13 protein-coding genes and 1 pseudogene are annotated in these 13194 nt (G+C 65.7%); 9 read left to right on the top strand and 5 right to left on the bottom strand.

Translation table 11 applies throughout. From position 1 onward, the window contains the following. Positions 1-3: 3 nt before the first annotated feature. Together leuD and DD559_RS16105 are read right to left on the bottom strand one after the other, a co-directional pair. Positions 4-600 (bottom strand): 3-isopropylmalate dehydratase small subunit, encoded by a 597-nt coding sequence (leuD, locus tag DD559_RS16110; protein ID WP_116470081.1) that lies wholly within the window; start codon positions 598-600, stop codon positions 4-6. After that, the gene (locus DD559_RS16105) at positions 597-2006 is read right to left on the bottom strand and encodes a 3-isopropylmalate dehydratase large subunit (protein ID WP_206364521.1); all 1410 of its coding nucleotides are present in this window, start codon (positions 2004-2006) and stop codon (positions 597-599) included. Before DD559_RS16105 ends, leuD begins: the two co-directional genes overlap by 4 nt. A gap of 24 nt (positions 2007-2030) precedes the next feature. On the opposite strand from DD559_RS16105, the gene DD559_RS16100 reads away from it, so the two are divergent. Next, the gene (locus DD559_RS16100) at positions 2031-2855 is read left to right on the top strand and encodes a GntR family transcriptional regulator (RefSeq protein ID WP_240610301.1); all 825 of its coding nucleotides are present in this window, start codon (positions 2031-2033) and stop codon (positions 2853-2855) included. Here DD559_RS16100 and DD559_RS16095 read toward each other — a convergent pair. Continuing rightward, positions 2845-4011 (bottom strand): CaiB/BaiF CoA transferase family protein, encoded by a 1167-nt coding sequence (locus DD559_RS16095; RefSeq protein WP_116470079.1) that lies wholly within the window; start codon positions 4009-4011, stop codon positions 2845-2847. The genes DD559_RS16100 and DD559_RS16095 overlap by 11 nt on opposite strands. A gap of 65 nt (positions 4012-4076) precedes the next feature. Here DD559_RS16095 and DD559_RS16090 point away from each other — a divergent pair, with 65 nt between their 5' ends. From DD559_RS16090 to DD559_RS16060, 7 genes are all read left to right on the top strand, one after another. After that, positions 4077-5036 carry a hydroxymethylglutaryl-CoA lyase gene (locus DD559_RS16090; RefSeq protein ID WP_116470962.1) on the top strand — a complete coding sequence of 320 codons (960 nt, stop codon included), beginning with the start codon at positions 4077-4079 and terminating at the stop codon, positions 5034-5036. Further along, the gene (locus tag DD559_RS16085) at positions 5033-5737 is read left to right on the top strand and encodes an isochorismatase family protein (RefSeq protein WP_206364520.1); all 705 of its coding nucleotides are present in this window, start codon (positions 5033-5035) and stop codon (positions 5735-5737) included. Before DD559_RS16090 ends, DD559_RS16085 begins: the two co-directional genes overlap by 4 nt. Beyond that, on the top strand, positions 5730-6605 hold the full coding sequence (locus DD559_RS16080; protein ID WP_116470078.1) for a polysaccharide deacetylase family protein: 876 nt from the start codon (positions 5730-5732) through the stop codon (positions 6603-6605). The genes DD559_RS16085 and DD559_RS16080 overlap by 8 nt, the downstream gene beginning before the upstream one ends. After that, positions 6602-7513, top strand: coding sequence for a polysaccharide deacetylase family protein (locus DD559_RS16075; protein ID WP_116470077.1), 912 nt, complete (start codon positions 6602-6604; stop codon positions 7511-7513). Before DD559_RS16080 ends, DD559_RS16075 begins: the two co-directional genes overlap by 4 nt. A 208-nt stretch (positions 7514-7721) precedes the next feature. After that, positions 7722-8519, top strand: a complete 798-nt coding sequence (locus DD559_RS16070; RefSeq protein WP_116470076.1) for an IclR family transcriptional regulator domain-containing protein — start codon at positions 7722-7724, stop codon at positions 8517-8519. Between the two features lie 92 nt (positions 8520-8611). Beyond that, complete coding sequence (locus DD559_RS16065) at positions 8612-9526, top strand: polysaccharide deacetylase family protein (protein ID WP_116470075.1); 915 nt, start codon at positions 8612-8614, stop codon at positions 9524-9526. 18 nt (positions 9527-9544) lie between these two features. Further along, a complete protein-coding gene (locus DD559_RS16060) occupies positions 9545-10177 on the top strand; it encodes an isochorismatase family protein (protein ID WP_116470074.1) in 633 nt (210 codons plus the stop codon). 10 nt (positions 10178-10187) lie between these two features. Here the strand turns inward: DD559_RS16060 and DD559_RS16055 are convergent, their stop codons facing one another. Next, on the bottom strand, positions 10188-10934 hold the full coding sequence (locus DD559_RS16055) for a maleate cis-trans isomerase family protein (protein ID WP_116470073.1): 747 nt from the start codon (positions 10932-10934) through the stop codon (positions 10188-10190). A 20-nt stretch (positions 10935-10954) separates the two neighbouring features. Beyond that, positions 10955-12160 (bottom strand): FAD-dependent oxidoreductase, encoded by a 1206-nt coding sequence (locus DD559_RS16050; protein WP_116470960.1) that lies wholly within the window; start codon positions 12158-12160, stop codon positions 10955-10957. A gap of 340 nt (positions 12161-12500) precedes the next feature. On the opposite strand from DD559_RS16050, the pseudogene DD559_RS16045 reads away from it, so the two are divergent. Continuing rightward, positions 12501-13194: pseudogene (locus DD559_RS16045) on the top strand (IS3 family transposase); the annotation flags it as partial.

Genomic DNA, 13194 nt, shown 5'->3' with positions numbered 1-13194 from the left:
GCGTCAGCCCCCGAAATAGGCCCAGGGGCGCCGCGCCGCATCGGCGGCGCGGAACGCCGCGATCGCGTCTCGGCGTTGCAGCGTCAGGCCGATCTCGTCCAGCCCGCCGATCAGCATTGCCTTGGCTTCCGCATCGATGGCGAAGGGCCAGTGCCGGGAGGCGCCCGATACGGTCTGGCCCGGTAGGTCGACGGTGATCGGGCCGGGCTCGGCCGCGATCGGCGCAGGGTCCAGCGCGACCGGCACGATGCCGTTGCGCACGCAATTGGCGCGGAAGATCGGGTTGAAGCTCGGCGCGATCACTACGCGGAAGCCATATTCGGCCAGCGCCCAGGCTGCATGTTCGCGGCTGGAACCACAGCCGAAATTCGCGCCCCCCAGCAGGATCGACGCTCCGGCGAAGCGCGGCTCGTTGAGCACGAAATCCGGATTCGGCACGCGCCCCTTCCGCTCGGTATAGCGCCAGCCGGCGAACAGCCCGTCGGCCAGCCCATGCTTCGATACCGAGGTCATCTCGCGCGACGGGATGATCGCATCGGTATCCACATTGTCGCGGATCAGCGGGACGGCGAGCGAGGTCACTTGCGCGAAAGGCGTCATGCAAGCGTCCTCGGATCGACGATCGCGCCGGCGATGGCGGACGCCGCCACGGTTTCCGGCGATGCCAGATGCGTGCGGGTGCCCGGCCCCTGCCGGCTTTCGAAATTGCGGTTGGTCGAACTGATCACGCGCTGCTGCGCGCCAAAGCTCTCGCCGCCGGCAAAGAAGCACATCGAACAGCCGGCCTCGCGCCATTCGAAGCCGGCCGCCAGGAAGATGCGGTCCAGCCCTTCGGCCTCCGCCGCCGCCTTGACCATGCTCGATCCCGGCACACAGATCGCGCGGATGCCGGGCGCCACATGCCGCCCTTGCAACAACGCCCCCGCGCGGCGCAGGTCGCTCAACCGGCTGTTGGTGCACGACCCGATGAACGCCGCGTCGATCGGCAGCCCGATCAGCGGCGCTCCGCTCTCCAGCCCCATATAGGCCAGCGCGCGGTCATAGGCTTCGCGGGTGTCGCGCCCCGCCACCGCGTCGAACGCCGGCACCGTGCGATCCAGCCGCACTGCCTGTTGCGGGCTGGTTCCCCAGGTCACCATCGGGCACACCTCACCCGCGTCGACGTGCAGTTCGACATCAAACACCGCGTCCTCGTCGCTGGCCAGGTCGCGCCAATCCGCCACCGCCGCCTCCCACGCCGCGCCGCTGGGCGCATAGGGGCGGCCCTTCAGATAGGCGAACACCGTCTCGTCCGCAGCGATCAGCGCGGAGAAGGCGGAAAACTCGGTCGCCATGTTGCACAGGGTCAGCCGCCCCTCGACATCCAGCGCGCGCACCGCCTCGCCGGAATATTCGACGACATGGCCCTTCGCGCCGGCCGATCCGAAGCGGCCCAGCAGGTGCAGCGCCAGGTCCTTCGGCGTCACGCCGGGCGCCAGCCGACCGTCGATCGTGATCCGCATCGTCTTCGGCTTCTGCACCCGCAGCGTGGAGGTGGCGAGCGCATGTTCCGCCTCGCTCGATCCGATGCCCCAGGCCAGCGCCCCCAGCGCGCCCTGGCTGCAGGTATGGCTGTCCGGGCAGACGAGCGTCACGCCGGGCAGCACGATGCCCTGTTCGGGCGACAGCACATGCACGATCCCCTGCCGCGAATCGCCCAGGTCGAACAGGGTGATCCCCGCCGCCCGGGCCGCTTCCCGCGTCGCGACGATGAAGTCGCGCCCCGTCGGCATGGTCGTGCGATCGGTGCGGCCGGGCAGCGTATCGACGACATGGTCCATCGTCGCGAAGGCGTGAGCCGGCGCGTGCACGCTGCGCCCGGCATCGGCCAGGCTCTTCAGCGCGATCCCGCCGGTGCGTTCGTGCAGCAGCACCCGATCGATCAGCACCAGCCCGGTGCCCCCGCCCAGGTCGGCGATCCGATGCGCGTCCCACATCTTGTCGAAGGCAGTGCGCGGCTTCATCATGGCGCCGGCGTAGCGGCGCATCCTTTGATTTGCCATCATGCTATATCAAATGCATCCGACCAGCGGAGACAGCGAATTTCAGCCAGCCCCAAGTCCGGTATCGATCGCGCAAACGCCGTACCGCTCTATCACCAGATTTTCCTGGCGCTGCGCGACGATATTCTGAGCGGCCAGAGGCCGGCGGGATCGCTGCTGCCGACCGAACATGAACTGGCCGAGCAGTGGGGCGTATCGCGCATCACCGCCCGTCGCGCGCTCGACGAACTGGCCCAGCAGGACATGGTCGAACGGCGGCGACGCACCGGGACGCGCGTGATCTTCCGCGCCGCCACGCCGCCGATGGACGCCGATCTGGACCAGGCCGTCGAAGCGCTGATCGCCTTTGGCCGCGATACCGGGGTGCGCGTGCTGTCGGCCGCCCAGGAGGCCGTGGACGCCGAGGGCGCGGCAGCCCTCGCGCTCGCACCCGGCGCGTCGATCGTCCGCGCGGTTCGGCTCCGCCTGCAGGGCGACGAACCGCTGGGTCTGGTAGTCAGCCAGGTGCCCGCAGCCGCCGCCATGGGCCGGATCGATGCCGCCGCCCTCGCCGCCAAGCCGATGCTCGCGCTGCTGCAGGAGCTGGGCCACCGCCTCCAGGGCGGTCACCAGACCATCTCCGCCCTCTCCGCCGATTTCGCGCTGGCGACCACGCTCGCGATCGAACCCCGCGCGCCCGTGCTGCGCATCGAACGCGTGGTGACCGGCGCGGGCGGCGCACCGATCCTGCGCACGGTGGCACAGTATCGGGCCGATCGCTACCGGCTGCGCCTGGACCTGCATGGCCGCAGCGCGCCCGATCTCACCCCCTGATCGTGGCGATCTCCGCGTCCGAATAGCCGATCTCGCGCAGGATCGCGTCGGCATCGGCATCGATCGCCGGAATGTCGTGCCACAGGCCCGGCCGCGCGCCGTCGAACTCGATCGGCAGGCCGGGCAGCCTGGTCGCCTCGCCGCCGGGGATGGTCACGTCGACCAGCCCGCCGCTGTTCAGATGGGGATCGTCGAACAGTTCGTCCGGCCGCGCGATCGGCGCAAAGGGCAGCCCGAGCCGCTCCAGCTTCTCGACCAGTTCGCCGCGCGGCATCGTCTGGAACAGCCCCCGCACCCGCGGCAGGATCACGTCGCGCGCCAGCACCCGCTGGTTGTTCAGCGCATAGTCGGGATTGTCGCCCAGATCGGCGAGGTCGAACGCCGCGCAGAAGCTTTTCCACTGCCCGTCGCTGACCACGCCGACAAACAATTGCTCGTCGGCGCGCGCGGTTTCGAACACGTCATAGATCGCCCAGGCGGACACGCGCACCGGCATCGGCCCCGCGGCCTTGCCGGTTACGGCCTTCTGCGCCATGTGCTGCCCGACCAGGAACGCCGTGGTTTCATACAGCGCGCATTTCACCTCGCCGCCCGTGCCGGTGCGATGCCGCCGCTCCAGCGCGGCCAGCACGCCGATCACCCCGAACATGCCGCCGGTGATATCCACCACCGACGATCCCGCGCGCAGCGGGCGCCCCGGCGGACCGGTCATATAGGCAAGCCCGCCCATCATCTGGGTCACTTCGTCCAGCGCGGTGCGATGCTCGTACGGCCCGGCAAGGAAGCCCTTCGCCGAACAATAGATCAGCCCCGGATTGGCCGCCACCAGCACGTCAAAGCCGAGCCCCAGCTTGGCGAGCGTGCCAGGCCGGAAATTCTCGATCAGGATATCGGCCCTCGCCGCCAGCCTCGTCGCGACCTCCCGGCCGTTGTCGCTCTTCAGGTCCAGGCAGATGCTGCGCTTGTTGCGGTTGAACATCGGGAAATAGCCCGCGCCCGATCCAAGCAGCTTGCGGGTCTGGTCTCCGCCCAGCGGCTCCACCTTCACCACATCGGCACCCAGATCGCCCAGGATCACGCCGATCGAGGGGCCCATCACCATATGTGAAAACTCCACCACGCGGATACCCGCCAGCGGCAATGCGTCCCGATCCATCTTCGCTCCTCGACAGCCTTCTGCCATTTGATATAGATTGAATACAAATGGACAAGGAACCGGGAATGGCTGACCGCGCATCGGACAACGACATTCTGGTCAGCGAAGTCGGCCCGCGTGACGGGCTGCAGAGCATCACCCCGATCATGCCGACCGCCGCCAAAAAGGCGTGGATCGCCGCAGAAGCCGCCGCCGGGGTGCGCGAGATCGAGGTGGGCAGCTTCGTGCCCGCCAAGCTCCTGCCCCAGCTCGCCGACACCGCCGAAATCGTCACCTATGCCAAGACGATTCCGGGCCTGACGGTCGCGGTACTGGTGCCCAATGCGCGCGGTGCCGCCGCCGCGATCGGAGCGGGGGCGGACAAGATCACCCTGCCGCTCTCCGTCTCCGAAACCCACAGTCTCGCCAATCTGCGCCGCACCCATACGCAGGTGATCGAAGAGGCGCGGGCGATCGCAGCGATGATCGCCGACCTCCCGGCCGCACGGCGCCCGCATTTCGAAGGCAGCCTGTCCACCGTCTTCGGATGCACGCTGGAGGGACCGATCCCGGATGCGCAGATCGCCCGCCTCGCGGGGTCCCTGATGGAGGCGGGCTGCGACGAGGTCGGCCTGTCCGATACCACGGGCTATGCCGATCCAGCGGCGGTGCGCGACAGGATCCGGCTGGTGCGCGGCGTGGTCGGCAATGCGGCGCTCACCGGCATCCACCTCCACAACACCCGCGGCCTGGGGCTCGCCAACGCCCTGGCGGCGCTGGATTGCGGTCTCACCACGCTGGACGCCTCGCTGGGCGGCATCGGCGGCTGCCCGTTCGCGCCGGGCGCCAGCGGCAACATCGTGACCGAGGATCTGGTGTTCATGCTGGAGGCGATGGGCCTGCGCACCGGCATCGACATCGACGCTTTGCTCGCGGTGCGAGAGATCGTCACGGCGGCCTTGCCGGATACGGAGATGTTCGGGTTCCTTCCCGACGCGAAACTGCCGCTGGGCTTCACCCCCGCGGCGATGCGGAGGGCAGCATGAGCACGAACCCGTCGATTCCCGGCACCCGGATGGTCAGCGATGGCCGGACCGCGCGCGAAATCTTCGATGCGGTGATGCACAATCCGGCCCGCGCCAAGTTCGGCTTCGGCGAGCGGCTGGCGATCGTCAATGTCGATTTCCAGAACGCCTATACCCGGATCGACCAGTTCAAGACGGCGTATGAAACCGATCCGCGCCAGATCGAATGGACCAACACCATCTCGGCGCTCGCCCGCAAAAAGGGGATGCCGGTGATTTGGACGCGCGTCGCCTATCACGCCACTGCCGCCGATGCGGGCGTGTGGGGCACCCGTTCGGATACGCCGGACAGCCTGCAGAACATCAAGCACGGATCGCCCCGCCACGCGTTCGACGATCGATGCGAGATCGATCCCGCGGTCGACATGATCTATGACAAGCACATGCCCTCGGCGTTTTTCGAAACGCCGCTGCAAAGCCTGCTCGTCTGGCACAAGGTGGATACGGTGGTCGTCACCGGTGGATCGACCTCGGGCTGCGTCCGCGCCACGGCGGTGGACAGCCTCAGCCGGGGCTATCGCACGATCGTCCCGATCGAGACGTGCGCCGACAAGCATGAAAGCTACCACTTCGCGAATCTGACCGATCTCCAGCTGAAATATGCCGATGTCGAACCGGTGCAGACGGTGATCGACTGGCTGGAGGCGCAACGCGATGCGTGAGGGCGAACCGGACCCCGGCCTCTACGATTTCCGCCCCTATCGCGCCCCGCCGACACTTGCATGGCCGGGCGGCAAGCGGGTGGCGGTGTGGATTTCGCCGAACATCGAATTCTACGAACTCGATCCGCCGGCCAACCCGCATCGCAAGAGCTGGGCACGGCCGCATCCCGATGTGGTCGGCTATGGCCATCGCGATTATGGCAACCGCGTCGGCCATTGGCGGATGGCGGAGATGATGAGCAAGCACGGCTTTCCCGGATCGGTCAGCCTGTCGGTGGCGATGTGCCAGCACCATCCCGAAATCGTCGCGGATGCGGCGGCGCGGGGCTGGGAGTTCTTCAGCCACGGCATCTACAACACCCGCTACAGCTATGGGATGGACGAAGCGCAGGAACGCGCGATCATCGAGGATTCGATCCGCACCGTGCGCGATGCGACGGGGCAGACGATCAAGGGCTGGCTCGCCCCCGCGCTGACGCACACACCGCGCACGCTGGATCTGATCGCCGAATATGGCCTCAGCTATACCTGCGACCTGTATCACGACGATCAGCCGGGCGAAGTCCATGTCCGCCAGGGCCGCCTGATCTCCATGCCGTACAGCCTGGAAGTCAACGATCACTATGGCTTCTTCGTCTACAACATGAGCCCGCGGGCCTATGCCGATACGCTGATCCGCCAATATGATCGCCTCGCCGACGAGGGCGGCACGGTGATGTGCATCCCGCTCCATGCCTATCTGATCGGCCAGCCGCATCGCATGGGCGCGTTCGAGGCGGTGCTCCGGCATATCGTGGCGGATGGCCGCGCTTGGATCACCCGGTCGGGCGACATCGCCGACCACTATCGCGCGCAGGTGCCCGCATGACGCTCGATCCCAGCTATCTCGAATATCCACTGCGCCGCCACGGCATGGACCATGATTTCTATCCCTGGTCCAACCTGTTCGAACGCCCGCCGATCGCCTGGCCGTCGGGTGCGGGCGTGGCGGTCGCCGTGGTCGTCAGCCTGGAATGGTTTCCGATCCTGCCCACGGACGCGCCGTTCCGCGCACCGGGGCACATGGTGACCCCCTATCCCGATTATCGCCACTATACCGCACGCGAATATGGCACACGCGTCGGGCTGTACCGGATGCTCGATGCGCTGGATCGGGTGGGCGCCAGGGCATCCTTCGCCACCAATGCCGCCATCGCCGATCGCTATCCCGGCATCCTCGCCGATCTGCGCGCGGCCGGGCACGAGATCGTGGCACACGCCACCGACATGAACGGCACGATCGCGACCGGCCTTGCCGAAGCGGACGAGCGCGCCCTGATCGCCACCGCGCTCGACACGATCGCGCGGGTGACCGGCGAGCGCCCGACCGGTTGGATGTCGATCGCACGGTCGCAATCCTTCCACACGCCGCGACTGCTCGCCGAAGCCGGCCTGCGCTACATGGCGGATTGGGTGAACGACGAGCTGCCCTATGGGTTCGAAACCGGTGCAGGGCCGATCGTCAGCGTGCCGGTCAATCACGAATTGTCGGATCGCCAGATCATCACTGTCCAGCAGCATTGCGCGGACTCCTATGCTGAACAGATGCTGGATGCGTTCGCGCTGCTGCGATCGGAAGCCGGCCGGTTTGGCGGGCGGATGCTGCCGCTGCATGTCACGCCTTATATCCTCGGCCTGCCTTATCGGATCGGGGCATTCGAACGTCTTCTCGGGGCGCTTTCGGAACAGCCGGACGCGGCGTTCCACACGCTGGGCGAGATTGCCGACGCCCGCTGATTCGCGAGTCGCGGGCGGGCGCTAGGTAGTTGCTTTGGGCTCGGAACCGCCGTTTGTCGTGAAAACGGGCAATCGATTGTCGGGGTGCGCAAAAATCGTGCAAATGTTTGCCGCTCCACGACATATCCGCCCTGCAAATCGGCTAATTTCTGTATGAAATGCTAATTTTTTGGGTGCATGGACGTCTTAAAAGAGTCATCCTGCGTGCATGGAAAAAGGTGTACCGATCCGGTCGCTCGCTCGCGGTATCGCCGTCCTTCAGGCGGTGAACCGGGGCGGTTCGCTCTCCATGATGGAGATCGCCCGCGCATCCAATGTGCCCTATCCGACGGCGTGCCGTATCGTGCAGACGCTGTTGTTCGAAGGGCTGATCGAACAGGAACCGGTGCGGAAGCGATACCGCCCGACCGGCCTGGTCCAGACCCTCGCCCACGGCTTTCAGGGGCATGCCGGCATCGTCCAGGCGGCGCGCCCGCACATCGTCGAACTCACCCGCCGGGTGATGTGGCCTATTTCGCTTTCGACCCATGTCGGATCGAACATGGTGATCCGCGATTCGACCCATTCGCTGACCACGCTCACCTTCAGCGATTATTATCCCGGCTATTCGATCCCGATCCTCCATTGCGCCTCAGGCCTCGTCTATCTGGCGAACATGACGGAAGACGAACGCGCCGGCATCCTCGCCTCGCTGCAGCGGCTTCCCGATCTCGTGCCGGTGCACACGATGCGGATGATCGAGGAGGACGCACTGCTGGAGAAGATCCGCGGCCAGGGCTATGCCACGCGCGGCAACAACCACTTCACCCGCAATCCGGGCAAGACCTCGTCGATCGCGGTGCCGATCTTCGAACATGGCCGCGTGGCCGGCGCGATCACCCTCGCCTTTTTCTCTTCCGCGATTCGGATGGACGATGCCGTGCGCCAGTTTCTGCCGGTGCTGCAGCAAACCGGACTGGCGATCACCACCGACCTCGCGCCGCACATCGCCGCCGCCGCCGAATAGCCACCTGTTGAATAGTCGGCGTGCGCGGAGGTGACCCCGGGCGGCGGCGCGGCGATCCTCCGTGCGTGATCCGCACCGGGAGATGAAGTTCCGTGGAATATCCGTATAGCGCGCTGCCTGATCGACTGCCCCTCAAATGGCCGAACGGCGCTCGCGTCGCGCTGATCCTGACGTTCAATCTCGAGACCTGGGATCTCACCAAGGATACCACCCGGCCCTATTATGCCGGCGGCCCGGCGATCCTGCCGGACACGCTGGCGGGCGACACCCCCGATTTCCCCAATTTCACCTGGCGCGAATATGGCCAGCGGGTGGGAATCTGGCGGCTGTTCGACCTGTTCGACAAGCTGGGGGTCAAGGCCAGCTGCACGACCAACGCCGTGACCTTCGAACGGCGCGGGGCGATGACCGATGCGGTGCTCCAGCGCGGCTGGGAATTGCTGGCGCACAACTGGGAGCAGGGCGAGCTGCTGACCGACTACGCCAAGGATCCGGCACGCGAGCGCGAGATCGTTCTGCGCACGCTCGACCAGTTCGAGAAATATACCGGGCGCAAGGCCAAGGGCTGGCTCAGCTCTTCGCTGCGCGGCACGCTGCAGACGGCGGACATTCTCGCCGAATATGGCTGCACCTTCTACTGCGACATCATGAACGACGATCAGCCCTATCTGCTGAAGACGCCGCACGGCCCGATCGTCTCGACGCCCTATTCGAACGAAATCAACGACTTTACCTTCATCACCCGCAAGAACTTCACCACCGATCAGTTCGCCCAGGCGTTGATCGAGGAACTGGACGTTCTGTACGAGGAAGGCGCCACCACCGGCCGCATCATGAACGTCGGCCTGCACCCGCATGTATCGGGCCGCGCGCATCGCATCCGCGCGATCCGCGAATTCATCGAACATGCCAAGTCGCTGCCGGGCGTGTGGTGGGCCACGCGCGAGGAGATCGCCGACTGGTACCTTGCCAATCACGAGAGCCACATCCCCGGCCAGCTCGGCTGAGCAGATAAGGAAACGACCATGACGGCCACAACCGATCTGGCGGGGGATTATGCCTCCGCCGGCTTCGGCGGCACGCTCGCGCCCGGCGAGCGGCCCACCCTGCTTATCATCGATCTGGTGATGGCATATCTTGATCCGGCATCGCATCTGTATGCAGGCGTCGAAACCGAACTGGCCGCCAATGAACGGCTGGTCGCCGCCGCACGCGCCGCCGGCATCCCGGTGATCTTCACCAATATCGAGTATCGCGAAGACGGATTCGATGGCGGCCTGTTCTACCGCAAGGTGCCCGCCCTGCGCGCGTTCGCGCCGGGATCGCCGCTCGGCGCCTTTCCGCCCAGCCTGCAACCGCGCGAGAATGAGCTGGTGCTCAGCAAGAAATTTCCGTCGGCGTTCTTCGGCACTCCGCTCGCCGCGATCCTCACCGCGGCGCGGATCGATACGCTGTTCATCACCGGCTATTCAACGTCGGGCTGCGTGCGCGCCACGGCGTTGGATGCGTTGTGCAACGGCTTCCTGCCGTTCGTGGTGCGCGAAGCGTGCGGCGACCGCGATCCACGCGTGCAGGAAGCGAACCTGTTCGACATTCAAGCGAAGGTGGCCGAGGTCATCGGCGAGGAACAGGCGCTGGCGGCAATCGCCGGCGCCTGAATGGCCCCTGTCAGAACTCAGCCATCAATCTGCCGAAGCCCGGCTTGCGATCCTGAATACCGTTCTGGCGGAGCGCATTCCAATAGGTTGCGGTGTTGATCGCGATCACCGGCTTTTGCAGGAAGGTCTCCGCCGCCGCAGCCAGGCGCATCATCGATAGATTGGTGCCGACCTGCACGATCGCATCGATGTCATCGCCGTCGAGATCGAGGATCGTCTGGCGCAGCTGGGCCGGCGTCACCCGGGCGATGTGCAGCCAGCTCTGGCAGCGCAGCGGCGTATCGCGCACCATTTCGATGCCATAATCGCTCATGAACCGGCCAACCTGTTCGTTGGCGACCGGGAAATAGGGCGACAGCACCGCGATCCGCCGGATACCGCCATAGGCCTTGAACGCTTCGATCAGCGACAGCGCACCGGTACACAGCCGGGTGCCCGCCACGTCCTCGACGGCCTTGGTCCATTTCGCCGCCCCCTCCGCGCCGCCGTAAAAGGTGACCGCGGACATGCCGAGCACGAGATAATCCGGCGCACATGTCATCACCGCGCGCACCGCATCATGCGTCGCCGCATCGATGGCATCGGTGCCCCGCAGAAAATCCGCATCGGAGAGCGCGGTCGGGTTCTGCACGATGATCCGGCTATAGTGGTTGGTCACCCCTTCCACCCGGAGATCATCGAAATCGGGTTGCACCACCGTATTGGTGGACGGGCCGAGTACCCCGAACACCTTGCGCCATCCGAGCACGTCCGTCATCGTCGTTCCCCCTCAAGGCATTAATCGATCGCCGCAGCGTCGCGGACGCTGGTGATCATCGATTGCCGCAGCAGATAGGTGCGGCGCGCTTCATCGTTCGTGCTGAGAGCCCGCATCTGATCGCGCACCATGCGATAGGCCTCGCTTTGCCCTGCCTTCATCAGCTCCATGTTCTGGATGGTCTGCTGCTGGGTGAAGTCGTGCGTCACGGTGCGTCGCTGCCGGTCGTAGCGATCCAGCGCCGCCTCGCCGCCGCGCCCCTGCAACACCGGCAGCAGTTTTTCGGTGAGGTTGAACGCGTCGTGAATGCCGCTGTTCATGCCGAAGCCGCCCAGTGGATTGTTGAGATGTGCCGCATCGCCTGCCAGGAACACGCGGCCATGGCGGAAGCTTTTCGCGACCCGCTGGTGCACGCGATAGATGGTGCGATGGAAGGTCCGCACATCCGCGCCATGGCCGATCAGCCGTTCGAAAATCGCGTTCTTGTTGGCGTCCGAGGTCAGCACCGCATTGTCGCTCTGGTCGAACGTCGGCACCAGCACACGCCACAGCTTCGGCACCTTGAGCAGCACCAGCCACTCCTCGGGATCGGCAACATAGTTCACATGCGCCAAGCCGGGAATCGCGGCTTCCAGCGGCTCGTCCGTGCTCAGCGTCAGGAATTTTTCGGGATAGGTGAACCCATGGAATTCCGCGCGAAGCCATTTGCGTACGATCGAGGAAGCACCGTCCGCCGCGATGACATAATCCGCGCGCACCCGGCGGATCTCCATCGGGGTTTCCAGCGCAAGATCGACGCCCCTGTCGTCCTCGGCGAAATGGACCAGCCGGTGGTTGAACTGCACCGCGGCATTCGGCGTTTCTTCCAGCCGTTCCGCCAGCATCCGCGACAAATGATATTGCTCGCACTGGATGCGGTAGGGATGGCGGGTGACGTCCGCGATCTCGGTCAGATCGAATGCCAGCACTTCGCCGCTGCGCCGATCGCGCCAGTGATAGATCGGGGCCTTCAGGCCGCGTTCGATCAGCCTGGGCGTGATATCCAGCTGCTCCAGCATTTCCAGCGTCGGCGGATGGAAGGTGGAGGCGCGCATGTCTGCCGCGCAATCTTCGCCCTTTTCAACCAACATCACGTCGATCCCTTGCCGGGCCAGCAACATCCCTGCGACGCAACCAACCGGGCCGGCACCGACCACCACCACTTGAACGCGATCGCGATCGCTCATTTCGGACATCGCCCCCAACGGATCTGTTTGAACCCGAGAGATACGGAGGCCATTCCCCGGCGGCGACGACGACTGCGGAACTATCCGCGCAACGGACAGTGTGGGGGTCACCGCCGCGCTAAAATCCGTGCCAGAGTTGGCGCTCGCGGAACGCACCGTACCATGGCCCGGGGAAACAGGCGTCTCTATCGAAGCGCGCATCGGTGACGGCGATCCGCTGCAACTCGCGTTCGATCACGGTGAGATGCTCAGCCTAGAGGTGGTTCGGGGAATTTGGACAGCGGGGATAAGTGGATTGCCGCTCTGACAGCGGCCATGCTGGCCGCAAGGAGAAGGCAAGATGAGCAAGCGCCCCCGGCGTAACCACAGCCCTGCGTTCAAGGCGAAAGTGGCACTTGCTGCCGTGCAGGGCGAGCTGACGCTGGCGAACGATTTTTGGCCGGTGCGCTCGGGAAGGCAGGTCTGTTGCCGAGCGCAAAGCGATGATCGACCGCGGTCATGCGCTGCCGCTGACCGCCCAGGCGCGGCAGCTCGGCATCAGCCGCGGCAGCATCTACTATCTGCCGCGGGCCGTATCTTCGGCCGATCTGAAGATCATGCGGCGGATCGACGAGCTGCACCTGCTCTACCCGTTCGCCGGCAGCCGGATGCTGCGCGATCTGCTTCGGCAGGAGGGCGTGGGCGTCGGCCGGCTGCATGTCGCGACGCTGATGAAGCGGATGGGGCTGGAGGCACTGTACCGCCGGCCGAACACGTCGAAGCCGGCACCAGGCCACAAGATCTATCCGTATCTGCTGCGCAAGCTGGCGGTGACCCGGCCGAACCAGGTCTGGGCGACGGATATCACCTACGTGCCGATGGCGCGGGGCTTCGTCTATCTCGTCGCTGTCGTCGACTGGTTCACTCGGCGCGTGCTGGCATGGCGCGTGTCGATCTCGCTCGATGCTGCGTTCTGCATCGAGGCGCTGGAGGAAGCGCTGGCCCGCTATGGCAAGCCCGCCATCTTCAGCAGCGACCAGGGCTCGCAGTTCACA

The sequence above is a fragment of the Sphingomonas pokkalii genome, from assembly GCF_003096275.1.
Classification (GTDB): domain Bacteria; phylum Pseudomonadota; class Alphaproteobacteria; order Sphingomonadales; family Sphingomonadaceae; genus Sphingomonas; species Sphingomonas pokkalii.
This window is presented reverse-complemented; position numbering and strand designations above follow the sequence as displayed.